This is a genomic window from Paenibacillus tyrphae (assembly GCF_000722545.1).
GTDB classification, from domain to species: domain Bacteria; phylum Bacillota; class Bacilli; order Paenibacillales; family NBRC-103111; genus Paenibacillus_G; species Paenibacillus_G tyrfis.
This window is the reverse complement of record NZ_JNVM01000003.1, coordinates 79,790-104,997: the sequence shown is the minus strand read 5'-3', so window position 1 is coordinate 104,997 and position 25,208 is coordinate 79,790. Positions and strand designations below refer to the sequence as shown.

Sequence of the window (25,208 nt, the reverse complement as noted above, 5' to 3'; positions counted from 1 at the left end):
TCGATAAGGAGGATGCATACATGGCTACGATGCTTAAAGTGTTCGATCGTTGGAAAGAATTTCTGGGAGAGCGTGTGGAGCAAGCGGAACGGGCAGGAATGACGGAAGAGACCATCTCGCAGCTCGCTTTTCAGATCGGTGAATTTTTGTCTGATAAAATCGATCCGGAAAATAAAGAAGAACGCGTACTGAAGGACCTGTGGGACGTATGCGACGAAGAGGAGCGCAAGGTCATGGCACGGGCCATGGTTAAATTGGCTAAAGCACATCATTAATTATCCGGCATTGTACACGAGCCTCCTGTTCAGGGAGGCTTTTCTCTTGTTTCCGGCAGCGACCATTTGCCGAATTGGCTTCGCAGCCGGTTTTCTTATATACTGGTATAGACGAACGGGAGAAAGAGGTTGAACTGCAAGTGAAGAAGCTGAAACGTTTGTTTGTAGGAATAGGCATTCTAGGTTTGCTTAGCGGCTGCGGCAAAAACATCCCGGCAATCGATCCTGTCTTGCTTCAAGGAAAATCGTCGATTCTCGTCGTAACGGGACAGGAAATGCCGGACAATGTAAAAGCCGCCCTGCAAACGACACTCGTCAATTGGCGCGATAAAAAGCAGACGGCCTTCGAGTGGATGGACAACACGACCGCGCTGACGGAAGAACAACTGAGCAAAATTAAAACCAGATCTTATGACTATATCCTTGTAGCCGGACATAATTTAGTACAAAACACACTTCCTGCCGCAGCGAACATCCCGGAACGCAAATGGGTGATGCTGGACGACCAATTGGCGCGGCAATCCCCTGTTGTAAGCGGCAGCAACATTATGGTGAAGCTGGTCCCGGAGGACTGGTTTCGGCAGGAGTGGAACGAATGGGTAGGACAGCAGCTTGATAACGGCCGGGCGATCGAATGGGTAACGACTTCGGCTTACCCGATTCCGTCCGAATGGGCGCCTTCCGAAGAAGCGGATTATATCAATCTGGCCGACGCCGACGGCTGGTATACGCAGTTTCAATTCCAGGTACGCAGTCACGGGCCGGCGTGGATCGCCGTATTCGCTCCGCTGGAAGCGGCGCAATTGCAAAGACTGAAGAACATGCAGGTTCCGGTGATCAACATGGCTTCCACCGGCATTGAGCTTCAGTGGGGAGGCATACTTGCATCCATCGAAGACATGATGGCTAAGAAAGCATGGACGCCGGGGATTCAGACATATTCCAACACCGAAGCGAAGATCAATAAAAATTTGTGACTTTATGCCCTGAAACGGGGAGGATTTTATCGAATATTGTAGAATTCTTTTGTAAACCATCACAAATCTAGGATCGGAGAACGAAGGATGATAGCGGAAACAACCGAAATCAAGCAATGGTACATGGAATACCGAATCCATAAAAACCGTCCGGGGCTTCTCGGGGACATCGCCTCCCTGATGGGGATGCTCGATATCAATATCGTCACCATCAACGGGGTGGATAATCGTACCCGCGGCATGCTTTTGCAGACGAACGATGAAGAAAAAGTTGAATTAATGGGTAAAATGTTGAAAAAAGTAGATAATATAACTATAACGGCATTGCGTCCGCCCAAGCTGGTCGATATTCTTGCCGTTCGCCACGGCCGCTATATCGAGCGGGACTCCGACGACCGGAAAACGTTCCGCTTCACTAGGGACGAACTGGGACTTTTGGTCGATTTTCTGGGCGAGCTGTTCAAACGTGACGGCAATCATGTCGTCGGGTTGCGCGGGATGCCGCGCGTCGGCAAGACGGAGTCGATTATCGCCGGAAGCGTCTGCTCCAACAAGCGGTGGACGTTCGTCTCCTCGACTTTGCTTCGGCAGACCGTGCGCAGCCAGCTTTCCGAGGATGAAATGAATCCGAACAACGTATTTATTATCGACGGGATCGTCTCGACGCTCCGTTCCAACGAGAAGCATCATATGCTGCTGCAGGAAATTATGACGATGCCTTCCACCAAGGTGATTGAGCATCCGGATATTTTCATCCGGGAATCGCAGTATTCCTACGATCAATTTGACTGCATCGTGGAGCTTAGAAATACACCGGACGAAGAAATTACATACGAGACGTTCACGGCCGGATTTGACGAATATTAATGCCCTGTCCAGGTTCTGAGCGTCGGAAAGGGGTGACCACGTGTCCGATCTGGGTCAATTGCTAAGAAAAGCCAGAGTCGAAAAGAAAATATCTCTCGATGATCTGCAGGAAACAACCAAAATTCGCAAACGGTATCTGGAAGCGATTGAGGACGGCAACTATAAAGTGCTGCCCGGGAACTTTTACGTCCGAGCTTTTATAAAGAGCTATGCCGAAGCGGTCGGGCTGGACCCGAACGAAGTGCTGAACATGTATCAAAATGTCATCCCGCAACCGGAGCCGGAGCAAATCGAACCGATCCGCACCAAGCGGACGACCCGCAATACGGAACGGCTTGGAAAGTGGGCGTCCAATGTGATGGTCATTTCCTTCGTCGTGCTTATTCTTGGGGTCATCTACTACTATATGAGCCAAAACTATACCGGCAACACAGATGATGCGACCAAAGATTTGCCGAAGAAAATTACCGAAAAGGTCGAGCCCGCCACGCAGACGCCTAATCCCGGAAATGCCGGAGCGAATGGAGCTAACGGAACGAATGGAGCGCTTGCGGATAACAAGCCGGTACAGGTGCCTACGCCGCCCCCGACACCGCCTCCGGCAACGGAGGTCAAGCTGGTCAAAAGCGAGCGGGGAACCGATTATTACGCGGTTAAGGGTACGGATAAACTGAAAATCGAAATGAAAGTGACAGGGGATTCCTGCTGGATCGAAGTCGATTCGCCGCCTGGCGGAAACAAAAAGGTAATCGACTCTATGACATTCAATAACGGGGAAACGAAAACGTGGGAATTGACCGATACGGCTTTCTTGATTTTCGGAAAAGCCAATGCGGTCGAGTTGAGCGTTAACGGCTCGCCGGTTGTCGTAGGCGATCAGCCGAACGTGAAAAAAATTCAAGTTGACATTCAAAAGTCATAGATTAAAACGCCGGCAAAACGGAAATACTTGGCATCGTATGCATCAGTTTCAGGCGCATTTGAACAATACGGCTTCAAGACACGCGAAAGCTTTGTGCTGAGGGTGTCTTTTTTGTTACAATAGAGGGCGTGGAATTTAGAAATGAAAGGGGAGCGGATTTTGTGAGCAGTGAAAACTCGTTTGATATCGTATCGAAGCTGGATCTCCAAGAGATGAACAATGCCATTAATCAGGCGGAAAAGGAGATCGCGACACGCTTTGATTTCAAAGGAAGCAAGAGCAGCATCTCGTTGGAGAAAGAAGAGCTGGTAGTCGTCTCCGACGACGATTTCAAGCTTCAAAACGTGTTGGACATTTTGCAGTCCAAGATGGCGAAGCGCGGCATATCGCTTAAAAATTTGGAATACGGCAAAGTCGAGCCTGCTGCGGGCAGTACGGTGCGTCAGCGGATTAAAGTCAAGCAGGGGATCGATCAAGACAACGCCAAAAAAATCAATGTGCTGATCCGCGATTCCAAGCTGAAGGTGAAGAGCCAGATTCAAGGGGATCAAATTCGCGTAACCGGAAAAAGCAAAGACGACCTGCAGCAGGTTATGGCGCTGCTTCGGAAGGCGGATATTTCGCTCGATCTTCAGTTTATCAATTTCAGGTAAGGCCAAAGAATGGTCGGCCGCCTTACGGAAACGGGTCCGTAAGGTATTTTTGCTGCTTTTGACACCTTTTCATGCGGTATATTATACTTGAACCAAACCGTTCAGTAATAAAAGGTACTAACCATGGTGGAGGATTTTAGACATGACAGAGAAAGTGAAAGTGGTTACCTTAGGATGTGAGAAAAACCTGGTCGACTCGGAGATCATGTCCGGGCTTGTGCATGAGCGCGGGTATTCCCTGGTTAACGATAAAGAAGAAGCGACCATCGTTATTGTGAATACATGCGGATTTATCGATGCGGCCAAAGAGGAATCGATCAATACGATTCTCGATTTGGCAGAGCTGAAGCAGACGGCCAATCTCAAGGCGCTGATCGTATCGGGCTGCCTGACCCAACGCTATAAGGAAGAATTGATGAAGGAGATGCCGGAGATCGACGGAATCGTCGGCACCGGGGATTTCCATAATATCAACGACATTATCGACCAGGCGCTGGTCGGCCGTAAGCCTGTGATGGTCGGCAACCCGGTGTTCAACTACGAGCAGAAGCTGCCGAGACGAATGGCGACTCCGCGCTATACGGCTTATGTGAAAATTGCGGAGGGCTGCGACAATGCCTGTACGTTCTGCAGTATTCCGATCATGCGGGGCAAGTTCCGCAGCCGTTCCGTCGAATCGATTCTGGACGAAGTGGCCCAACTGGCATCACAGGGAGTCCGGGAGATCAGCCTGATCGCGCAGGATTCGACCAACTACGGGACGGATCTGTACGATACGTTCATGCTGCCGGAGCTGATGAACCGGGTAAGCGCCGTGCCGGGCATCGAATGGGTGCGGCTGCATTATGCGTATCCCGGCTTCTTTACGGATGAACTGATCGACGTGATCGCGAACAACCCTAAAGTGTGCAAATACGTTGATATGCCATTGCAGCATAGCGAAGATAGCATTTTGAAGCGGATGCGGCGTCCGGGACGTCAGCAGGACGCACGGGAACTGATCCGCAAAATCCGCGATCGGATTCCGGGCGTATCGCTTCGCACGTCGATTATTGTCGGTTTCCCGGGGGAAACGGAAGAAGATTTCGAGAATCTAAAATCGTTTATCGGCGAAGTGAAATTCGACCGTCTAGGCGTGTTTACTTATTCCAAGGAGGAAGATACGCCGGCTTCCCGTCTGCCAGACCAAGTGCCGGACGAAGTCAAAGAATACCGCTCGAACGTACTCATGGAGCTGCAGCGCGAGATTGCAAATGAGCGCAACGGCGAGCGGATCGGTCAAGTGATCGATGTTTTGATCGAAAAATACGACGGGCGCAATGACGTATATGTCGGCCGTTCGCAGTACGATGCTCCTGAGATCGACGGGGAAGTGTTTGTCGGCGGCGGGCAGCTCAAAATCGGCGAAATTGCCAAGGTTCGCATCACCCACTCCTTCGAGTTTGACTTATCCGGGGAGGTCGTGGCATGAATCTGGCCAACCGGATCACTCTGGCGAGAATATTTCTGGTTCCGATCATCATGTTATTTCTGCTCGTCAACGTTAAGTTTCCGCACATTCGCATCGAGCAGTTCAGCATTACGTACAACCAGATTATCGCGGCGCTGATCTTTATCATAGCCGCCAGCACCGACAGTTTGGACGGATATATCGCCAGAAAACGGAAGCTTGTCACCAATCTTGGCAAGCTTCTCGATCCGCTGGCCGACAAGCTTTTGGTGTCTGCCGTATTGATCTCGCTCGTTGAAATGAACAAGGTTGACGCTTGGATCGTGATTGTGATCATCAGCCGCGAGTTCGCCGTCACCGGTTTGCGGCAAATCGCTTTGCTCGAAGGGTCCGTCATAGCGGCCAGCAAATGGGGGAAATGGAAGACGGCGGCGCAGATTACGGCAATTATCGCACTGCTTATCAACAATTTTCCGTTTGCATTCATCAACTTCCGCTTCGACATCGTGGCCAGTTGGATTGCCGCTATCATCACGATTTATTCGGGCTTCGACTATTTTATCAAAAACAAGCATGTCATTAATTTTAGCGATCAAAAACAGTAGGGACAGCCTATTGTTTTTGTGCTGTTTGGAGGCGTACCGTGAGAGCTGAGATCATAGCCGTCGGCACCGAGCTGCTGATGGGACAAATCGTAAATACGAATGCGCAGTACTTAGCCAAAGGCCTTGCGGATATCGGCGTGGGCGTTTATTTCCAGACGGTCGTCGGCGACAACGTCTCGCGGATCAAAGAGTCGCTGCATATCGCCAAAGGCCGTGCGGATCTCATTATTTGCACGGGCGGACTCGGACCGACGCAGGACGATTTGACGAAGGACGTGCTGGGCGAGGTGCTCGGGCAAAAGCTTGTCATTCATGAGCCTTCGATGAATAAAATGGTCGAGATGTTCCAGCGGCGGGGCATCCCGATGGTGGAAAGCAATGCGCGGCAGGCGCTGATGCTGGAGCAAAGCGATCCGCTGCCGAACGATACGGGGCTTGCGGTAGGCGTAGCGGTGACGCATGAGGGTACGCATTACATTTTGCTTCCCGGCCCGCCCAAAGAAATGAAGCCGATGTTCGACCGGTATGCCAAGCCTTGGATTGAATCCAAGTTGGACCATGTGCAGCCGCTATACTCGATCATGCTGAAGTTCGCGGGGATCGGAGAGTCGGCGCTGGAGCATGCCTTGATCGATTTGATCGAAGCCCAGACGGACCCGACCATCGCCCCTTATGCCAAGGAGGGCGAGGTGGCGATCCGGCTTACGACACGTGCCTCCTCGGCCGACGAGGCGATGACCAGACTGCGTCCGCTGGAAGCGGAAATCCGGGGCCGATTGGAGGAGCATATTTACGCGGCAGAGGACATCACCCTGGAGCAGCAGGTGCTGCGTATGCTTGCAGAGAGCGGGCAGAAGCTTGCCGTAGCCGAGAGCTGCACGGGGGGGCTGCTCAGCGATCTGCTGACAGCCGTTCCAGGAAGCTCACAATCGTTTCTGGGCGGTGTCATTTGTTACTCCACGGCGTTAAAGCATAAGCTGCTCGGCGTGCCGATGGAGCTGCTAGAAGGACCGGACGCGCCCGGCGCCGTCAGCGAGGAGACCGCGGTGGAGCTTGCGCGCAATACGCTTCGTCTGCTGGAAGCGGACGTTGCCGTATCAATTACCGGCGTCGCAGGGCCCGGTGAGACGGAGGGCAAGCCGGTAGGTTTGGTCTACGCAGGTCTCGCGCACCGGAACGGTCAAGCCTTCGCCGTCAAGCTCCAGCTGTCCGGCAACCGCGAAACGATCAAGCTGCGGGCAGCAAAAAGCGCACTCTATCATTTGTGGAAAACGATAAAATCGTAGTTGCCAGAATACCCAAAATAAAGTATAATAGATGTTAGCGGAAGAACCGTAACATTTTGAACCAAACGTGTTACGGTTTTTCTTTTGCCAAGCAAGCGAATGTATGTTCGGAAAAATGCTTGTCAGCCGATTCAAAACACGGTAATATGGTATCAGCAGATAAATCAAAAAGGACGTGATTCTTTTGTCAGATCGGCGCGCAGCCTTGGAAAATGCCCTTCGTCAAATTGAAAAGCAATTCGGGAAAGGTTCGATCATGAAATTGGGCGAATCGACCCATATGCAGGTAGAGACGATCCCAAGCGGATCGCTGGCCTTGGATATTGCCCTAGGCATCGGCGGATTTCCGCGAGGTAGAATTATAGAGGTATACGGACCGGAATCGTCCGGTAAAACGACAGTAGCACTTCACGCCATCGCCGAGGTTCAGAAAGCCGGCGGTACCGCGGCGTTCATCGATGCGGAGCACGCGCTGGATCCGTTGTATGCGAGCAAGCTCGGCATCAACATCGACGAGCTGCTGCTCTCCCAGCCCGATACGGGTGAGCAGGCGCTTGAAATTGCGGAAGCGCTGGTACGCAGCGGCGCGGTCGACATCATCGTCATCGACTCGGTTGCGGCTCTCGTACCGAAAGCCGAGATCGAGGGCGAGATGGGGGACTCCCACGTCGGCTTGCAAGCCCGCCTTATGTCGCAGGCGCTGCGGAAGCTGTCCGGGGCGATCAACAAGTCGAAAACGATCGCTATCTTTATCAACCAATTGCGCGAGAAGGTCGGCGTCATGTTCGGCAACCCGGAAACGACTCCAGGGGGCCGCGCGCTCAAGTTTTATTCGTCCGTTCGGCTTGACGTACGCCGCGTAGAGACGATCAAGCAAGGCAATGATATGGTCGGTAACCGGACCCGGATCAAAGTCGTCAAGAACAAAGTAGCGCCTCCGTTCAAGCAAGCGGATATCGATATTATGTACGGCGAAGGTATTTCCAGGGAAGGCAGTATCGTCGATATCGCCACCGAGATGGATGTCATCCAAAAGAGCGGCGCATGGTATTCTTACAATAACGATCGCCTCGGCCAAGGACGTGAAAATGCGAAGCAGTTCCTGAAGGAAAACCCGCATATCGCCGACGTCATCGAGAAGAAAATTCGCGAGAACAGCAACCTGATTCCGGTAGTAGGGCCGAATACGGACGACGAAGAAGAAGACGAAGAATTGGCGCTGTTTGAAGAGAAAGAATAAACGTTCCGGCACCTTTAATCCAGATTAAAGGTGCCTTTGCCATTTTCAAGGGAGGTACTTGGATTCATGACCGAGCAGGAAAGGCCGCAGCTTCAATCGGGGCTGATTACAAAGGTGGAACGGCAGCGCAGGGGACCACACCGTTATAACATTTATATCGACGAGACCTTTGCGTTCTCGGTCCATGAGGACTTGATGATCAAGCACAGGCTACTCAAAGGCGAAGCCGTCGAAGCGGCGCAGCTTGAGCAGATTTTGGCCGAGGACGAAGCGCATAAAGCTTATTTGGATGCGATCCGCCTGTTGTCCAGTCGGCTCCGGTCCGAACACGAGATGAAGGCCCGGCTGAAGCAAAAAGGGTACACGCCGGAAATCACGGCATCGACGGTCGAGCGTCTGGCGAAGGAAGGCTACTTGAACGACGAGCAATTTGCCGAGCAGCTGGCCAAACAACGTCTCGAATCGCAAAAAAAAGGACGGCATTGGATCAAGCAGGAACTGCAGCAAAAGGGGATTCGCAAAGATCATATTCAAGCGGCGATGGAGCAGGTGGACGAAGAAACGGAATTTGCTATGGCGTACAGTCTTGCCTCGAAACGGTATCGTTCGGAGCTGGAGAAAGATCCGGTGAAGGCAAGGCGGAAAATTGCCGGCTTCCTGCAGCGCCGGGGTTATCCGGGGACGGTCGTTAGCAAGGTGCTGGCACGTTTGCCTCGAAAAGGACCGGGAGGGGATTGGGATGAAGAGATGTTCCCGGAGGACGAACAATTCTAGAATATGGAAAACGCAATCGTGCGGCATACGGAATATCGATTCATTCGGACCCAACACCTTGACAAGCTTCTTTGTCAAAAGATAAAATAATCATGTAAACGCGATACACAGAATCTTCCTGAACAGCCTGGGGGAGATTCGAACAAAGTAAAATCGCCAATTTTTACTTTTTACTTGCGCTTGTAGAATGGATTAAACAACCTGATTATCCCAAGCTTACCCCTTGGAGAAACAACGAGGAGGTGAACTGGATGCCTACGACAGTCATCTGGATCATAGTCGTTCTCGTTGTTGGTGCTCTATGCTTCGGGATCGGTTATTTTATCCGCAAGTCCCTTGCAGAGGCGAAGATTTCCAGTGCTGAACATGCTGCCGAGCAGATCAAGGAAAATGCCCGTAAAGAGGCAGAAGCACTGAAGAAAGAAGCGGTTCTGGAGGCGAAAGACGAGATTCACAAGCTCAGAACCGAAGCTGAAAAAGACATTCGTGACCGTCGAAATGAAACTCAACGACAAGAGAGACGATTGTTGCAAAAAGAGGAATCGCTGGATAAAAAATTAGAATCTCTTGAGAAAAAAGAGGAGCAGGTCGCCAACAAGGAGAAACGAATCGAAGAAACCCAAACGCAAATTGATCAGATTTATAAAGATCAAGTTGCCGAGCTGGAGCGAATTTCTGCGTTGACGATGGACGATGCCAAACAAATTATTTTGACCAACGTAGAGCAGGAAGTTCGCCATGAAACCGCTCAATTGATCAAGGAAATCGAACACCAAGCCAAAGAAGAAGGCGACAAAAAGGCCAGAGAAATCATCACTCTTGCTATTCAACGCTGTGCGGCTGACCATGTGGCCGAAACGACCGTATCGGTCGTAGCGCTTCCGAATGAAGAGATGAAAGGCCGGATTATCGGCCGCGAAGGCCGCAATATCCGGGCGCTGGAGACGCTCACCGGCATCGATTTGATCATCGACGATACGCCGGAAGCCGTCATTTTGTCCGGGTTTGATCCGATTCGTCGGGAAATCGCTCGAACTTCCCTTGAGAAGCTTGTAGCGGACGGACGAATCCATCCGGCCCGCATTGAAGAAATGGTCGAGAAGTCCCGCAAGGAAGTCGACGAGCGGATCCGCGAATACGGAGAGCAAGCAACGTTCGAAACCGGCGTACACGGCCTTCACCCTGACTTGATCAAAATTTTGGGCCGACTCAAATTCCGTACAAGCTACGGTCAAAACGTGCTCAAGCATTCCATGGAAGTGGCTTACCTCGCTGGACTGATGGCAGGAGAACTCGGAGAAGACGTGACATTGGCGAAACGTGCCGGTCTCCTTCATGACATCGGGAAAGCATTGGATCACGAAGTGGAAGGCTCTCACGTCGAGATCGGCGTTGAGATCGCCAAGAAGTACAAGGAGCATCCGGTGGTCATTAACAGTATCGCTTCGCATCACGGCGACTGTGAAGCCACTTCGGTCATCGCTATGCTGGTCGGCGCGGCTGATGCGCTGTCTGCAGCAAGACCGGGCGCGCGCCGGGAAACGCTCGAAACGTACATCAAAAGGCTCGAGAAGCTCGAAGAGATCTCCGAATCGTTCGAAGGCGTCGAGAAATCGTATGCGATCCAAGCCGGACGCGAAGTGCGCGTAATGGTTCAACCTGAAAAGGTGGACGATACCGAGGCATTCCGACTGGCAAGAGACATTACGAAAAAAATCGAAAGCGAGCTCGATTATCCGGGCCATATCAAGGTCACGGTCATTCGGGAAACGCGTGCTGTAGAATACGCCAAATAATTGCATACACTACAGGGGGAAGTGGCGATTTTGCCACTTCCCTCTCTAATTCAGCGGAAAGTTGCAGTAAATTTAAAGAGAGGTAGGGGGAGAGTCCGATGAAAATACTGTTCATTGGCGATATTGTCGGTTCGGTGGGCCGCAAAGCGTTGAAAACGTGCTTACCGACCCTCAAAAATAAATATAACCCGCATTGGATCATTGCGAACGGAGAGAACGCGGCGGCAGGGCGGGGCATCACGGCCGCTATAGCCAAAGACTTCTTCGAGCTTGGCGTGCATGGGATCACGATGGGCAATCATACGTGGGACCAGAAAGAAATTTTCGATTTCATCGACAAGGAAGACCGGATGGTCCGGCCGGCCAATTTCCCGCAGGGAACGCCCGGAAAAGGGATGACGTTTATCAAAGTAAAAGACATCGAGCTAGCCCTCATCAATTTGCAGGGACGCACTTTTCTGCCTCCGCTCGACTGTCCGTTTGAGAAAGCGAATGAGTTAGTGGAGCAGGCTAAAAAGAGAACGAAGTACGTCTTCGTGGATTTTCACGCCGAGGCGACTTCAGAAAAGCTGGCGATGGGCTGGCATCTGGACGGTAAAGTATCCGCCGTTGTCGGGACGCATACGCACGTGCAGACGAACGACGAACGGCTGCTGCCTCAAGGTACGGCTTATGTGACGGATGTAGGCATGGTCGGCCCGCGGGACGGTATTCTCGGAATGGAGCGGAACGCCGTGCTGCAAAAATTTAAAACTCAGCTTCCCGTCCGCTTTGTCGTGGACGAAGGCAAATGGCATTTTCATGCCGTCAGCATTGAGCTGGACCCGGCGACAGGGCTTGGAAAAAAGATTCAATTGATTCGCATGGATGAAGACACGATTTTGTTCGAATAAATTGACGAACAATTCAAATATTTTAGAAAATACCATCTTCGGGTAGAAGGAATTAACCGCAAATTCCTAGAATATGATTAGTACTGGAAGCAATCATCATTCCCGAGGAGGTACTTTTCATGGAAGTATTAAAAGTGTCAGCAAAATCCAACCCAAATTCCGTCGCAGGCGCGTTGGCTGGAGTATTGCGTGAACGCGGGGCTGCTGAGCTCCAGGCCATCGGGGCAGGGGCCCTCAACCAAGCGATCAAAGCCGTAGCCATCGCGCGAGGATTTGTGGCTCCCAGCGGGGTTGATTTGATCTGCATACCAGCATTTACCGATATTGTCATCGACGGCGAAGACCGGACAGCCATTAAGCTGATTGTAGAACCAAGATAATGGCTTTGCAGCTTATAACCGAACGACCAAAACGCCTGTTTACTTCTGTAGACAGGTTTTTTTTGGTTTTATTTCATTTTGCCCCAGTCAAGCCTGCTCCCGAGGAGGGGATAGCCGATGTATGTGATCGACGGGCACTGTGATGCTTTGCTCAAAATGGTTGAGAACCCGGCCATTGATTTTTTCGATCCTCATGCGAGCGCATTGGACGTATCTTATGCGAAAATGGCGCAAGGGGGCGTAAAACTGCAATTTTTTGCGATTTACTTGCCTGAACGTATAACTCAGCCGCAATTTGACCATTACTTGGAATATATAAATATTTTTTATCAGAAAGTGATGTGTGATCCGCGTATGCGGCAGGTTAAAAACCGCGCCGACTTGGAAGCGGTCCTGACGGGCAATCAGACCGGAGCGATGCTCACGCTTGAAGGCGCGGATGCGCTGCAAGGGAACCCTTTATACCTTCGGACGTTATACCATCTGGGCGTCCGAATGATCGGAACGACATGGAATTACGGCAATTGGGCGGCCGATGGGGTGCTTGAACCAAGGCAGGGCGGATTTACGCGGCGCGGCAAAACGTTTATTAAAGACTGCAACGATTTGGGTATGCTATTGGATGCGTCCCATTTGTCCGAAGCGGCGTTCTGGGATTTGGCGGCGGCCTCGGCCAAGCCTTTCGTGGCGACACATTCCAATGCAAGAGCCGTGTGCGGACATCCGAGAAACTTGAACAACGGGCAAATCCGCGAAATTGTCCGGCAGGACGGACGCATCGGTGTAACGTTCGTTCCCTGGTTCGTGCAGCAAGGCTGTCAAGCGTCCATCGACGGCGTCCTGCAGCATGTCGAGCACATTTGCTCGCTCGGGGGCGGCGGCCAGCTTGTGTTCGGATCGGATTTTGACGGGATCGATCAATGGATCCCTGGACTGGAGCATGCGGGGAAGATCCCGTGCCTGACGGAAGCTTTGCTTAGACGGTTTCCGGAGGAGCTGGTGAAAGGGTTCATGTACCGCAACTGGTTTACATTCCTGCATCGTCACTTGCCGATTCATTAAAAATTAACATCTGATTTGTAGATATAAGACAACTAAATTATTCTCTAATCGATATGGATTTGATCTAAAAAAGCTATCTATGCATTTTGTCGAAAACCCTTGCTTTTTACGTGTATTAGTCATAGAATTTGATGAGACAACTGAAAGATTTTTTTTATATGAAATCTTTACAGTTCATGGTTTAGCTGCATGTCAGCGAATTTAAAAGGAGTGGACAACGTTGATTAGCCAATTATCTTGGAAGGTCGGAGGACAACAGGGGGAAGGCGTGGAAAGTACCGACAAAATCTTTTCCACGGCATTGACCAGACTGGGGTACTACTTGTACGGGTACCGTCATTTTTCCTCGCGGATCAAAGGCGGCCACACAAACAATAAGATCAGAATCAGCACGAAGCCGATTCGTTCCATTTCCGACGATTTGGACATTCTCGTGGCCTTTGACCAAGAAACGATTGATGTGAATGCGCACGAGCTGCGCGAGAACGGCGTGATCATCGCCGACGCAAAGGTTAATCCGGTCGTTCCGGAAGGCGTGAAAGCAAGACTGTTCGCAGTGCCGATTACGGCGATTGCGGAAGAGCTTGGCACTTCCTTGTTTAAGAATATGGCTGCTTCCGGCGCATCTTGGGCTTTGCTTGGTTTGCCGCTTGAAGTGTTTAATAAAGCAGTAGAAGAAGAGTTCGGCCGCAAAGGCGCTGCCGTGGTGGAGAAAAACGTGGAAGCGGTTCGCAAAGCTGCCGAGTTCGTTCTCGAATTGACAGGCGGTCCGCTGCCGGAATTCCAGTTGGAACCTGCCGACGGCAAGCAAAAGCTGTTCATGATCGGTAACGACGCTATCGCTCTTGGCGCAGTTGCCGCAGGCTGCCGCTTCATGCCTGCCTACCCGATCACGCCGGCTTCCGAAGTTATGGAATACCTGATCAAGACGCTGCCGAAATTCGGCGGAACGGTTATCCAAACCGAAGACGAGATCGCAGCATGTACGATGGCCATTGGGGCCAACTACGGCGGCGTTCGCGCCCTGACGGCTTCCGCAGGCCCTGGTCTTTCCTTGATGATGGAAGCGATCGGCTTGGCCGGTATGACGGAAACGCCTGTCGTTATCGTCGATACGCAGCGCGGTGGTCCAAGTACGGGACTTCCGACGAAGCAGGAGCAATCCGACGTGCTTGCCATGATTCACGGGACGCACGGTGAAATTCCGAAAATCGTTCTGTCGCCTTCGACCATCGAAGAGTGCTTCTACGATTCGATCGAAGCGTTCAACTTGGCGGAAGAATATCAAGTTCCGGTTATTTTGCTGACGGACCTGCAGCTTTCCTTGGGTAAACAAACAAGCGAATTGCTCGATTACAATAAAATCCAGATCAAACGCGGCGAGCTGCAAACCGGCGAACTGCCTGCTCTGGCCGAGCACCAAATGTTTAAACGCTACGAATTCACCGAGAACGGCGTTTCCAAGCGTTCGGTGCCGGGTCAAAAATACGGCATCCACCATGTAACCGGGGTTGAACACGCCGAAGACGGACGTCCGTCGGAAAGCCCGATCAACCGTAAGAAAATGATGGACAAACGTTTGGGCAAAATGAAGCACATGAAAGTAACCAATCCGATTCTGGTCGACGCTCCTCATGAAGAGCCGGATCTGCTCATCATCGGTATGGGCTCCACGGGCGGCACGATTGATGAAGCAAGACGCCGTCTGGCTGACAAAGGTATGAAAACGAACCACATTACCGTTCGTTTGCTGCATCCGTTCCCAGTGGAAGAGATCAAGCCGTACCTGGAAAAAGCGAAAACGGTTGTTGTTCTTGAAAACAATGCTACCGGTCAGCTTGCTTCCTTGATTAAGCTGAACGTTGGCTACGCTGATAAAATTAAGAGCATGTTGAAATATGACGGTAATCCGTTCTTGCCTGCTGAAATCACTAAATACTGTCAGGAGTTGAACCTTGTATGGCAACGTTAAAAGATTTCCGTAACAATATCAAACCGAACTGGTGCCCAGGTTGCGGCGATTTCTCCGTGCAAGCAGCTATCCAAAGAGCGGCTGCCAATGTCGGTCTGGAACCGGAGCAGCTTGCGGTTGTCTCGGGGATCGGCTGTTCCGGCCGGATTTCCGGTTACATCAACGCTTACGGATTCCACGGTGTTCACGGACGTTCGTTGCCAATCGCGCAAGGTCTCAAAATGGCTAACCGCGAGCTGACCGTCATTGCCGCAGGCGGCGACGGCGACGGCTTCGCGATCGGGATGGGCCATACGGTTCATGCGATCCGCCGGAACATCAACATCACCTATATTGTTATGGATAACCAAATCTACGGCTTGACCAAAGGCCAAACGTCGCCCCGCAGCGCTGAGGGCTTCAAGACGAAATCGACACCGTCCGGCTCCATCGAGTCCGCATTGTCGCCGCTTGAAGTAGCGCTGGCTGCAGGAGCTACGTTTATCGGTCAATCGTTCTCCAGCAACTTGAAACAGCTGACTTCCTTGATCGAAGAAGGCATGAAGCATGAAGGCTTCTCCTTCATCAACGTATTCAGCCCGTGCGTCACGTTCAACAAAGTGAACACGTACGAGTGGTTTAAAGAGCATATCGTTGATCTGGAAGAAACGCCGGACTACGATGCTTCCAACCGTGTGGCAGCCATGACGAAAATCATGGAAACCAACAGCCTCGTGACGGGACTTATCTATCAAGACAAGAGCAGAAAAAGCTACGAGGATATGGTTGCAGGCTTCAAGCCGGAAGGTCTTGCGAAGCAAAATATTCAAATCACCGAGCAAGAATTTGAAAAATTGGTGGCGGAATTTAAATAATTTTCCGAAATTTCATAAGCATGCGGCCTAAGGCCGTATGCTTTTTTTATGCCGTGCGGGTATAATAGACTTGAGCTTCATGGAATCTTTTGCATAAGAGAGGGGCACATGGACATGAAACAAGTACCGATCGGCGTTTCCGCCAGACATATTCATTTGTCGAAAGAACATATTGCTTTGCTTTTTGGCGCAGGGTATGAATTAAAGGAGATGAAGCCGTTGTCGCAGCCGGGGCAGTACGCCGCTGAGGAAACGGTTGCGGTCGTCGGACCGAAAGGCCGCTTCGATAAGGTTCGCATTTTGGGACCGGCCCGCAGCAAATCCCAGCTTGAAGTATCCCGTACCGATGCGTTCGCTCTCGGGGTGAATCCGCCCGTACGCGAGTCCGGCCATACCGAGGGAACGCCTGGCATTAAAGTGATTGGACCGGCCGGAGAAGTGGAGCTAGTAGAGGGCGTGATCGTAGCGGCGCGTCATATTCATTTTCATACGGACGATGCGGTCAAGTGGGGCATTGCGGATAAGCAGGAGCTTACCGTGCGCTTCGAAGGAGAACGCGGCGTAACGTTTGAGCATGTGATTGCCCGGGTATCCGATCAATTCGCGTTGGACATGCATATAGATACGGATGAAGCGAATGCGGCCGGAATTAAAACCGGTGATATCGGCGTTATACTAATTTAGGAGTCTGTTCGATGGATTTTTCATAAATTGTTAAAGGTATAACCAAAGGAAGGGATTGCAGCGGAAAGTTTACGGCCGCCTTTGAAATGAAGTTGTAACCGCAAGGTACAAATAATGACAACTTCAATTTCAAGAGCGGTGGAGCGGCAATCCATTCCTGACGGATACAACGTTTTAATTAAGATTTTCCTTTCATCGGAGAGACTTCTAATACCCACCCATGAATTTCTTTGAAATGCAGGCTGCAAGCATGATATAATGAAAGGTATGATCTTTGCAGCATACTGCAAGCTTCAGGAGGAATTCATTTCATGACGACAAAAAATAAATCCGAGAAAGATTACTCGATATATTTCCAGCCGCCGTCTCTCAGCGATGCGAAGAAGCGGGGGAAAGAAGACATTCAAGTGCATTACGATTTCGACATTCCGGAAGAGATGCGCGAGATCGGCAAGGACAAGTATTACTTGATTCAAACATACGGCTGTCAAATGAACGAGCACGACACCGAAACGATCAAAGGGCTGCTGGAGCAGATGGGCTACCAGTCCACCGATGACCGCAAGCAAGCGGACATCATTCTGCTCAACACCTGTGCGGTACGGGAAAATGCCGAAGATAAAGTATTCGGCGAGCTTGGCCATCTCAAGCATCTGAAGATCGAGAAGCCGTCGCTCATTCTAGGCGTGTGCGGCTGTATGTCGCAGGAAGAATCGGTCGTGAACCGGATTTTGAAGAAGCATCCGTTCGTCGATCTGATCTTCGGCACACATAACATCCATCGTCTTCCGTTCCTGTTGAAGGAAGCGATGTTCAGCAAGGAAATGGTGATCGAGGTATGGTCCAAGGAAGGCGATATCATCGAAAACCTGCCGAAGAAGCGCGAAGGCATCAAAGCGTGGGTCAACATTATGTACGGCTGCGACAAGTTCTGCACGTACTGTATCGTGCCGTATACGCGGGGCAAGGAGCGCAGCCGCCTTCCGCAGGACGTGATTGCCGAAGTACGCGACTTGGCGCGTCAAGGCTTCAAAGAAATTATGCTGCTCGGCCAGAACGTAAACGCCTACGGCAAAGATTTCGACGATATGAAATACGGGCTCGGCGATTTGATGGAGGAAGTGCGCAAGATCGACATTCCGCGTGTTCGCTTCACGACGTCGCACCCGCGTGATTTTGACGATCGCTTGATCGAGGTGCTGGCCGAAAAAGGCAACCTGGTGGAGCATATCCATCTGCCGGTGCAGTCGGGCAGCAACGAGATTTTGAAGCGGATGAGCCGCAAATATACGCGAGAGCATTACTTGGAGCTGGTTGCCAAAATCAAAAAGGCGATTCCGGATGTCGTGCTGACGACGGATATCATCGTAGGTTTTCCGGGTGAGACCGACGAGCAGTTCGAGGAAACGATCTCGCTCGTGCAGGAAGTCGGCTACGACAGCGCCTATACGTTCATCTATTCCCCGCGGGAAGGTACGCCGGCAGCGGGCATGGAGGATAACGTGCCTTATGAGGTGAAGCGGGACCGCCTCATTCGTTTGAACGACGTGCTTAATGTCTATGCCAAGCAGAGCAATGAACGGTTAAAAGGACAGACGCTGGAAGTGCTGGTCGAGGGCGAAAGCAAGAACAATGCCGCTGTATTGGCCGGTCGGACTCGCACGAACAAGCTCGTCCATTTCGAAGGGCCGAAGGAATTGGTAGGCCGGTTTGTCCAAGTGAAAATAACGGAAACCCCGACATTCTACATCAAAGGCGAATTGGTCGGAGAAGCCGTGGCTCAATAAATCGAATGCAGGGGCGTGACGAATTCTAATGGCAGAGCAAAAATTTACGAATTGCGGCATGGAGCTGTATACGAATACGGAAATGATCGTGCGCGAGGACATTTTGGATAAAGCCAAGGAGCTGGCGGGGCTGCTGGCTACCTCGAACGAGGTGCAGTTTTTCCAGCAGGCGGAGCACCAAATTGCCGGAAACGATCACATTCAGACGCTAATTAGCGCGATCAAAAAGAAGCAGAAGGAAATCGTCGCTTTCGAGTCGTTCGAGAATAAGAAGATGGTCGAAAAAATCGAGACGGAAATCGACGAGCTGCAGGATCAGCTCGATTCGATCCCGATCGTCAGCCAGTTCAAACAGTCGCAGGAAGATATCAATTACTTGCTTCAGCTTGTCATGAGCGTCATTCGAGACACCATCTCCGATACGATTACGGTAGAGCAAGGAACCGTAGCCCGTTCGGGTTGCAGCGAGTAAGCAACATTATACAGATATGGAGTTAGCTTGAAGACCGGTGTGCAGCCCCAGATGGGGAGGCAGGCCGGTTTTTTTGTCGGTTTCGGCTGGTATAATGTGGGGGGAATCACCGGATAATAAGTCGAAAAACTCCAAGGAGGCACAGCACGATGTCATCGACAGCTCACATTCCCGGCCCGAAAGGCCTGCCCCTTTCCGGTAACTTGCTTGCATTCCGCAAAGATCCGTTAAGGTTTCTCATGAAGGCGCGACAGCAGTACGGAGACGTGGCGCATATTCGCTTCGGCCCGTCCCGGCACGTCTACTTGATCAGCGATCCGGAGCAAATTAAAGAGGTGCTGCTAACGAAGCAAAGCGCTTTCCGCAAGGCAAAAGGTTTGCAGACGGCCAAAGCGGTCGTAGGCGAAGGCATCCTGACAAGCGAGGGCGAGAAGCATATGCGGCAGCGCCGCTTGATGCAGCCATCGTTCCGCAAGGATAGGATCGGCAGCTACGCCGAGGCGATGATCGATTACGGTGAAAAAATGCTGGCGTCTTGGAAATCCGGAGAAGCCCGGGTCATTTCGGACGATATGATGCAGCTGACGCTGGATATTATTACGCATACGATGTTTGGGACAAGCATTACGAATGGCGTGGACGATATCAGCCATGCGATTGACGTGGGGATGAAATACGTCACGCATAAAGCGACTTCCATGATCGACATTCCGGAAAGCTTTCCGACGAAGAGCAATCTCGAATTCAAGCAGTCGGCCGCGACGCTGGACAAGGTGATCTTCGGGATTATTGAAGAACGCCGGAAAAATCCGGACGCGAGCCGCGGCGATCTCCTATCCATGCTTCTTGCGGCCCGGGATGAGGAAGATGGCTCGGGGATGAGCGACCAGCAAGTACGAGATGAAGTGATGACGATTTTTCTCGCGGGTCATGAAACGACGGCCAACACGCTCTCTTGGACGTGGTATTTGCTGTCTCAAAACCCGGAGGCGGAGAAGGCGTTTCATGAGGAGCTGGACCGGGTCTTAGACGGCCGTAGACCGACCTACAGCGACTTGGAGAAGCTTCCCTATACGCAGCATGTCGTCTCGGAATCGATGCGGCTGTACCCGGCGGCATGGGCGATCAACCGGGAGGTTCAGCAGGAGGTCGAGATCGGCGGAAATACATACATGCCGGGAGATATGCTCATGATGAGCCAATATGTCATGCACCGCAGACCAGACTATTACGAGGAGCCTGAACGATTCAAGCCCGAACGTTTTGCGGGCGATCTGCTCAAAAAAATTCCGGCATTTGCCTATTTCCCGTTCGGCGGCGGTCCGCGGGTATGCATCGGTAACAACTTCGCACTGATGGAGGCAGCCCTGCTGCTCGCGAAAATCGGTAGCCGTTATACGCTTAGGCTGACGCCTGATCATCCTCCGGTAGAGCCTGAACCGCTCGTTACGCTGCGGCCGAAGGGCGGCTTGCAGATGGTCGTGACGGCAAGAAGGTAGAAATGGGCTATGACCGGCAGCCGTCGGCTCCCGACATTGGCTCTGGGGCGGGATAGACTGCGCCGGTTCCGGGGAAGCTTTTGGATATCGGTAACGTTGGCGAAAAGGAGGAGCGGAGTATGGATATCGTGAAATTTACTTTTGATCCGTGCAATGAGGAAGAGCGTGAAGCGCTATTGAAGGAGATTCACGAACACGGCGCTTTGTCGGAAGCGGAGAAGCAGCAACTGACGGAAGAACTGAAAGAGCTGGAGCCCGAAGCTGCGCCCTGAGGCGATTTGACGATCTTATGCATACGAAACAGCAAACGATGACTGCCAAGAAGCCTCTTTCGCCGATTGCCGGTGGAGGGGCTATTTCATTTGCGGCTGAATTCAGTTTGGGCGGCGGGTATGCTACAATAATCGGAAGAGTGTGCGGATTGAGGTGAACCATAGTTGGAGAAAGACGTATTGACCCGGTTTGGCGTGTCCATGCCGGAGGAACTGGTCAAGCAGTTTGATCAATATATTGCGGAGCAGGGCTACACGAACCGCTCGGAAGCGATCCGGGATCTTGTACGTAAAGTGCTATTGGAGCCGGGCGGCTTGAAGGCCGATCAGCTCGTAGCGGGGACGATCGTCATGGTGTACGATCACCATGCGGCCGATCTTCCTCTGCAGCTTATCGAGCTGCAGCATCATTACCATCACGACATTATTTCGACGATGCATGTGCATCTGAATCATGATCAATGTCTCGAAATCATTGTCGTTCGCGGCTTGCTGTCCAGGCTTCGGGAGCTGCAGCACAAGATTCAGGTACAGAAGGGCGTGCTTTACGCCGAGCTTTCCGTCACGTATTTGGACGAGCAGGGGGCCGGACAGGATCACGCCGATGCCGCGGAGCATCATCATAATTAGCCATTTTCAAGCGGTGGCCTATCTTTGTTCGCAAAGAAGTGGCCGCCGTTTTTATTGGCGCGACTTCGTTTGAAAATCTTCAATATCGATTTAAAAAAAGAGAACGAGCGACCGATAAACTAATGGTATGGAAAAGAAAGGTGTTTTTCTAAGCCATTAACACATGGAAAAGAGGTAACCGGGAATGACGATGATTGGCATTGATCTGGGGACGACGAACAGTCTGGTTGCTTATTGGACGGAAGACGGTCCTGCGATCATTCCGAATGTGCTCGGGGAGCGTTTGACCCCTTCGATAGTAAGTGTGGACGAAAACGGCGAGATACTGGTCGGTCAAATCGCAAAAGAACGATTAATTACTCATCCGGATCTTACGGCAGCTACCTTCAAGCGCTATATGGGAACGGAGAAGACATATCGTCTGGGACCCTATACTTTTTCTCCGGAAGAGCTGTCTTCGTTTGTCATCAAATCGCTTAAGGCGGATGCGGAGGCCTTTTTCGGCCATCCTGTGACGGAGGCCGTGATCAGCGTTCCGGCTTATTTCAATGATACTCAGCGTAAGGCGACGAAGCGTGCGGCTGAATTCGCCGGCTTGAAGGTGGAGCGGCTGATCAGCGAACCAACGGCCGCGGCGATCTCCTACGGTCTTCATCAGCAGCAGGACAATACCAAGTTTCTCGTCTTCGATTTGGGCGGCGGCACGTTCGACGTTTCCATCCTGGAGTTTTTCGAGAGCGTGATGGAAGTGCAGTCGATAGCCGGTGACAATTACTTGGGCGGAGAGGATTTTACCCAACTGCTTGTATCTTACTTTATCGAAACCCATGGGATTGATTTCCAAGAGCTGGATTATAAAGCTCGTTCCGCGCTGTTCAAGCAGGCTGAAATATGCAAAAGGCTTTTAGGCTCGGACAACGAAGGGAAAATGAGCTTCACGCTGGAAGATCGTACGTACGAGACGACTTTGAACCGCAACGATTTTGAGAAAATCGCCGGGCAGCTTATGCTGCGGCTGCGTCATCCGATCGAGCGCGCGCTGCGGGACGCTTCCTTGTCCCCGGACGATCTGGATGCGGTTATTTTGATCGGAGGGGCGACCCGGATGCCGATCATCAAATCGGTGGTTAGCAAAATGTTCGGCCGGCTGCCATTTACTCAAATCAATCCCGATGAGGCCGTTGCCTTGGGAGCCGCCATTCAAGTTGCTTTGAAGGAAAGAAACGAAGCGTTGAAAGAGGTTGTTCTGACGGACGTATGTCCTTATACGCTTGGTATTGAAACCACGAAGCGGATGGGGAACGATAAATTTGACGACGGTCATTTCTGCCCGATTATCGAGCGGAACTCCCCGATTCCTGTCAGTAAAGTAGAGTCGTTTCAGACGCTTCACGATAATCAGTCAAGCATACGCGTGATCGTTTATCAAGGGGAAAGCCGGCGGGTGGAAAATAACTTGAAGCTGGGCGAGCTGCTTGTCGAGGTGCCTCCCGACAAAGCCGGTGAGCAATCCATCGACGTCCGGTTTACGTATGATATTAACGGCATTCTGGAGGTCGAAGTCACTACGGTCAGTACGGGCGTGAAAAAGAAGACGATTATTCAGAAAAATCCGGGCAAGCTGTCGGAGCTGGAAATTGAGGAAAGATTGAACCAACTGAAAGACATCAAAATCCATCCCCGCGAAAGAACGGAGAACCGGCTGCTGCTTGCCAAGGGCGAACGATTGTACGAGGAAGCGCTCGGGGAGAAGCGGTCGGAGATTGCGTTTTTGCTGGAGCAGTTCGAACGGGTTCTCGCCTCTCAAAATGAGTACGAAATCAAAAAAGCTTCCGCGGTTCTCCGGAAGCAGCTGGAGCATTTGGAGAGGTGGCGTGACTATTAATGCGGATGTGGGAAATACTGGGGATCGACCCGACGCATGAGGTATCGGCGATTAAGAAAGCTTATGCCGCTAAGCTGAAAATCCATCATCCTGAGGACGATCCGGCCGGTTATCAGCAGTTAAGGGAAGCGTATGATCAGGCGATCAAGCTGGCGAAGCGGCAGCAGAAACAGACGAGTCGATCGAATGAAGAGCCGGAAGTATTCGAGACATTAGACGTTAGGCAGGAAGACGGGAGCGAAGCGGAAGACATCGCAGAGCATGAGGAAGACGAGTTGTATGATGAAGACGACGGGCCGCTGCGCATTCCCCGTATGGTCGTTTGGCAGGAACAGGACAAGGAAAGAGACGACCCCGAAAGCCGAGCGGAGCATTTTATGGAGAGGGTAGAGGATCTTTACGGCAAATTTCCGTCGCGAATCGATCCGAACCAATGGGCCGAGCTGTTGAATTCCGACGTCGTATGGAACATCAACCTGCAAAGCGGCATTTCCAGCAGGCTGCTTGATTTTTTGGAAGAACATTATTTTTTGCCTAAAGAGGTTTGGAAGCTTCTGGACAGCGCGTTTCATTGGAATGGGCTGGTTGCGGAAGACAAGGAAAGCTTCTTGGAACAATACCCGAAAGTACATCGTTACGCTTTTGCGGAGTCGTACGAAGCGGCAAACATGGGGTATTCCCTTCTGCTGGGTGCGGGGGAGATCGACCATGAAGCCTATCTTCATTATCGCGAGGATGCCTGGTTGGCTGTGATGAATAACGACATGCCGGCCGCAAATTATTGGCTGCAGAAAGCGGGTGAGCTTTTCGATGCAGATCCGGACGTGATCCGTTTGGAGGCGGAATACGGCTGGCGCAGTGGAGAGTCGGAGAGGACGCTTGCCATGAGCAATCGTCTGATTCAGTTGTGTCCCGACCAGGTAGACGGCTATTTATACCGTTCGCGCATAATGATGCAGTACGGAAAGCTGCCTGAGGCGGTTCAAGACCTGCAGCGCATCCTTGCACAATTTCCGGATCACATGCTCGCGCTATCGCTGGCCGGGACCTGTTATAAAAGACTGGATGACCTGGAAAAGGCCACAGAGATGTTTCAACGAATCCTTGCTTTGGATGCGAACGATATCGAAGCGGTTTTGGCCTTGGCGGAAATCAATGCGCTGACCATAAAAGACTTGAGAGCACGGCGTGTAAAAGGCAGTGGAAGGGCCATCAGGCAGCTTAACCGGGAATTAGGAAAAACACCTTTTCTTGGGCAATTGAAGAAAGCGGCTTATTTTTTGGTTTCCTATAAATGGTTCAGCTTGATTTGCATTGTGGCGCTGCATTTTTGGATATCGAGTTCGTTTGTGAAGCATACGGGGGAAACGCCATCGGCCTATTGGAGCGAACTCGTGAGGCCGTTGAAGATCATGAACGTATCTTCCGCGTCCGAATGGGAGCTTCTTCCTCCGGAAGCGACCGCAGTGCGGGTCAAGCTTGCCGATGCGTCTTATATGGCTATTCAAGAAGTAAAGGCTAAAGACGACAGCGGTCAGGAAACGACGAAGTACCTTTCCTTGGACGAGGCCAAGAAGCAGGGGCTCCAATCGAACATTACAGGTCATATTTGTATGGGCTATCTCGATGGAAAAGTGATCCTTGTAGTCGGCAATTACAAGCAGGCCAAAGAAATATACGATTCTCGAAGGATAGAACTCGAAGGTACCGTTCGCCCCATGCCTGACGAGCTTAAGACGGAAATTGAAAATTGGAAAAACCGAAGCTCGAAGAGCGGGATTTCGAAGCCGCTTCCCATGTCCGACAAATATATTTATGCTGTAACGAAGCCGAGCAAGAAGGCTCTACCAAGCCTGCCATTGCGGAGTTATTTTTATTTGTTCATCTTAGGGTTGTTTTATATTTCGGTGCTGCGGGAGCTGCGGAGAGTTAGCAGGTTCTTCGGCTATAACTGATAAGCGGGGAGAGAACAT

The 25,208-nt window shown here is 51.5% G+C and carries 24 protein-coding genes; all 24 read left to right on the top strand.

The genetic code is table 11. The annotated features are described in order from the left end of the window. Positions 1–20: 20 nt before the first annotated feature. The 24 genes from ET33_RS03020 (at position 21) to ET33_RS02910 (ending at position 25,190) form a co-directional block, all read left to right on the top strand. A complete protein-coding gene (locus ET33_RS03020) occupies positions 21–275 on the top strand; it encodes a DUF3243 domain-containing protein (protein ID WP_036676287.1) in 255 nt (84 codons plus the stop codon). A gap of 140 nt (positions 276–415) precedes the next feature. Beyond that, positions 416–1,252: a hypothetical protein gene (locus ET33_RS03015; RefSeq protein ID WP_051775079.1), complete on the top strand. Its 837-nt coding sequence runs from the start codon at positions 416–418 to the stop codon at positions 1,250–1,252. Positions 1,253–1,339: 87 nt separating this feature from the next. Beyond that, complete coding sequence (locus ET33_RS03010; RefSeq protein ID WP_036676285.1) at positions 1,340–2,119, top strand: DUF3388 domain-containing protein; 780 nt, start codon at positions 1,340–1,342, stop codon at positions 2,117–2,119. A 40-nt stretch (positions 2,120–2,159) separates the two neighbouring features. Beyond that, positions 2,160–3,041 (top strand): helix-turn-helix domain-containing protein, encoded by an 882-nt coding sequence (locus tag ET33_RS03005; protein WP_036676281.1) that lies wholly within the window; start codon positions 2,160–2,162, stop codon positions 3,039–3,041. A 161-nt stretch (positions 3,042–3,202) separates the two neighbouring features. After that, positions 3,203–3,694, top strand: coding sequence for a YajQ family cyclic di-GMP-binding protein (locus tag ET33_RS03000; protein WP_036676279.1), 492 nt, complete (start codon positions 3,203–3,205; stop codon positions 3,692–3,694). 142 nt (positions 3,695–3,836) lie between these two features. Next, entirely contained in the window at positions 3,837–5,165 is a 1,329-nt protein-coding gene (rimO, locus tag ET33_RS02995; protein ID WP_036676276.1) for a 30S ribosomal protein S12 methylthiotransferase RimO, read from the top strand. Continuing rightward, on the top strand, positions 5,162–5,749 hold the full coding sequence (gene pgsA / locus ET33_RS02990) for a CDP-diacylglycerol--glycerol-3-phosphate 3-phosphatidyltransferase (RefSeq protein WP_010491195.1): 588 nt from the start codon (positions 5,162–5,164) through the stop codon (positions 5,747–5,749). Before rimO ends, pgsA begins: the two co-directional genes overlap by 4 nt. 38 nt (positions 5,750–5,787) lie before the next feature. Beyond that, positions 5,788–7,035, top strand: coding sequence for a competence/damage-inducible protein A (locus tag ET33_RS02985; RefSeq protein WP_036676274.1), 1,248 nt, complete (start codon positions 5,788–5,790; stop codon positions 7,033–7,035). Positions 7,036–7,219: 184 nt separating this feature from the next. Then, complete coding sequence (gene recA, locus ET33_RS02980) at positions 7,220–8,275, top strand: recombinase RecA (protein WP_036676268.1); 1,056 nt, start codon at positions 7,220–7,222, stop codon at positions 8,273–8,275. 66 nt (positions 8,276–8,341) lie between these two features. Next, a complete protein-coding gene (locus tag ET33_RS02975) occupies positions 8,342–9,049 on the top strand; it encodes a RecX family transcriptional regulator (protein ID WP_036676265.1) in 708 nt (235 codons plus the stop codon). 251 nt (positions 9,050–9,300) lie between these two features. Beyond that, complete coding sequence (rny, locus tag ET33_RS02970; RefSeq protein WP_036676263.1) at positions 9,301–10,845, top strand: ribonuclease Y; 1,545 nt, start codon at positions 9,301–9,303, stop codon at positions 10,843–10,845. Between the two features lie 98 nt (positions 10,846–10,943). Beyond that, on the top strand, positions 10,944–11,738 hold the full coding sequence (locus ET33_RS02965; protein ID WP_036676260.1) for a TIGR00282 family metallophosphoesterase: 795 nt from the start codon (positions 10,944–10,946) through the stop codon (positions 11,736–11,738). 119 nt (positions 11,739–11,857) lie between these two features. After that, positions 11,858–12,118, top strand: coding sequence for a stage V sporulation protein S (locus ET33_RS02960; RefSeq protein ID WP_006286829.1), 261 nt, complete (start codon positions 11,858–11,860; stop codon positions 12,116–12,118). 117 nt (positions 12,119–12,235) lie between these two features. After that, positions 12,236–13,180 carry a dipeptidase gene (locus tag ET33_RS02955; protein WP_036676258.1) on the top strand — a complete coding sequence of 315 codons (945 nt, stop codon included), beginning with the start codon at positions 12,236–12,238 and terminating at the stop codon, positions 13,178–13,180. A gap of 220 nt (positions 13,181–13,400) precedes the next feature. Next, positions 13,401–15,152 carry a 2-oxoacid:acceptor oxidoreductase subunit alpha gene (locus ET33_RS02950; protein ID WP_081890188.1) on the top strand — a complete coding sequence of 584 codons (1,752 nt, stop codon included), beginning with the start codon at positions 13,401–13,403 and terminating at the stop codon, positions 15,150–15,152. Beyond that, the gene (locus tag ET33_RS02945) at positions 15,140–16,006 is read left to right on the top strand and encodes a 2-oxoacid:ferredoxin oxidoreductase subunit beta (RefSeq protein ID WP_010491176.1); all 867 of its coding nucleotides are present in this window, start codon (positions 15,140–15,142) and stop codon (positions 16,004–16,006) included. The genes ET33_RS02950 and ET33_RS02945 overlap by 13 nt, the downstream gene beginning before the upstream one ends. A 114-nt stretch (positions 16,007–16,120) precedes the next feature. Next, positions 16,121–16,690: a phosphate propanoyltransferase gene (gene pduL / locus ET33_RS02940; RefSeq protein WP_036676538.1), complete on the top strand. Its 570-nt coding sequence runs from the start codon at positions 16,121–16,123 to the stop codon at positions 16,688–16,690. A gap of 311 nt (positions 16,691–17,001) precedes the next feature. Next, positions 17,002–18,477 (top strand): tRNA (N6-isopentenyl adenosine(37)-C2)-methylthiotransferase MiaB, encoded by a 1,476-nt coding sequence (gene miaB, locus ET33_RS02935; RefSeq protein WP_036676252.1) that lies wholly within the window; start codon positions 17,002–17,004, stop codon positions 18,475–18,477. 28 nt (positions 18,478–18,505) lie between these two features. Continuing rightward, entirely contained in the window at positions 18,506–18,949 is a 444-nt protein-coding gene (locus ET33_RS02930) for a RicAFT regulatory complex protein RicA family protein (protein WP_036676249.1), read from the top strand. A gap of 149 nt (positions 18,950–19,098) precedes the next feature. Then, positions 19,099–20,448 (top strand): cytochrome P450, encoded by a 1,350-nt coding sequence (locus tag ET33_RS02925; protein WP_036676247.1) that lies wholly within the window; start codon positions 19,099–19,101, stop codon positions 20,446–20,448. A 119-nt stretch (positions 20,449–20,567) separates the two neighbouring features. Further along, positions 20,568–20,720: a hypothetical protein gene (locus ET33_RS39145; protein WP_167336415.1), complete on the top strand. Its 153-nt coding sequence runs from the start codon at positions 20,568–20,570 to the stop codon at positions 20,718–20,720. Positions 20,721–20,885: 165 nt separating this feature from the next. After that, on the top strand, positions 20,886–21,350 hold the full coding sequence (gene nikR, locus ET33_RS02920; protein WP_036676244.1) for a nickel-responsive transcriptional regulator NikR: 465 nt from the start codon (positions 20,886–20,888) through the stop codon (positions 21,348–21,350). 184 nt (positions 21,351–21,534) lie between these two features. Continuing rightward, entirely contained in the window at positions 21,535–23,235 is a 1,701-nt protein-coding gene (locus tag ET33_RS02915; protein WP_036676242.1) for a molecular chaperone HscC, read from the top strand. Beyond that, positions 23,235–25,190 (top strand): J domain-containing protein, encoded by a 1,956-nt coding sequence (locus tag ET33_RS02910; protein ID WP_036676239.1) that lies wholly within the window; start codon positions 23,235–23,237, stop codon positions 25,188–25,190. The genes ET33_RS02915 and ET33_RS02910 overlap by 1 nt, the downstream gene beginning before the upstream one ends. The last annotated feature ends 18 nt before the right edge of the window (positions 25,191–25,208 follow it).

What these genes read in the sequence shown, in the direction of transcription:
- ET33_RS02925 (WP_036676247.1), top strand. Translation starts at nt 19,099, where the DNA reads ATGTCATCGACAGCTCACATTCCCGGCCCGAAAGGCCTGCCCCTTTCC.
- rny (WP_036676263.1), top strand. Translation starts at nt 9,301, where the DNA reads ATGCCTACGACAGTCATCTGGATCATAGTCGTTCTCGTTGTTGGTGCT.
- ET33_RS02910 (WP_036676239.1), top strand. Translation starts at nt 23,235, where the DNA reads ATGCGGATGTGGGAAATACTGGGGATCGACCCGACGCATGAGGTATCG.
- ET33_RS02930 (WP_036676249.1), top strand. Translation starts at nt 18,506, where the DNA reads ATGGCAGAGCAAAAATTTACGAATTGCGGCATGGAGCTGTATACGAAT.
- ET33_RS02965 (WP_036676260.1), top strand. Translation starts at nt 10,944, where the DNA reads ATGAAAATACTGTTCATTGGCGATATTGTCGGTTCGGTGGGCCGCAAA.
- ET33_RS02960 (WP_006286829.1), top strand. Translation starts at nt 11,858, where the DNA reads ATGGAAGTATTAAAAGTGTCAGCAAAATCCAACCCAAATTCCGTCGCA.
- miaB (WP_036676252.1), top strand. Translation starts at nt 17,002, where the DNA reads ATGACGACAAAAAATAAATCCGAGAAAGATTACTCGATATATTTCCAG.
- ET33_RS39145 (WP_167336415.1), top strand. Translation starts at nt 20,568, where the DNA reads ATGGATATCGTGAAATTTACTTTTGATCCGTGCAATGAGGAAGAGCGT.
- pgsA (WP_010491195.1), top strand. Translation starts at nt 5,162, where the DNA reads ATGAATCTGGCCAACCGGATCACTCTGGCGAGAATATTTCTGGTTCCG.
- ET33_RS02975 (WP_036676265.1), top strand. Translation starts at nt 8,342, where the DNA reads ATGACCGAGCAGGAAAGGCCGCAGCTTCAATCGGGGCTGATTACAAAG.
- pduL (WP_036676538.1), top strand. Translation starts at nt 16,121, where the DNA reads ATGAAACAAGTACCGATCGGCGTTTCCGCCAGACATATTCATTTGTCG.
- ET33_RS03010 (WP_036676285.1), top strand. Translation starts at nt 1,340, where the DNA reads ATGATAGCGGAAACAACCGAAATCAAGCAATGGTACATGGAATACCGA.
- rimO (WP_036676276.1), top strand. Translation starts at nt 3,837, where the DNA reads ATGACAGAGAAAGTGAAAGTGGTTACCTTAGGATGTGAGAAAAACCTG.
- ET33_RS02955 (WP_036676258.1), top strand. Translation starts at nt 12,236, where the DNA reads ATGTATGTGATCGACGGGCACTGTGATGCTTTGCTCAAAATGGTTGAG.
- ET33_RS03020 (WP_036676287.1), top strand. Translation starts at nt 21, where the DNA reads ATGGCTACGATGCTTAAAGTGTTCGATCGTTGGAAAGAATTTCTGGGA.
- ET33_RS02945 (WP_010491176.1), top strand. Translation starts at nt 15,140, where the DNA reads ATGGCAACGTTAAAAGATTTCCGTAACAATATCAAACCGAACTGGTGC.
- ET33_RS02915 (WP_036676242.1), top strand. Translation starts at nt 21,535, where the DNA reads ATGACGATGATTGGCATTGATCTGGGGACGACGAACAGTCTGGTTGCT.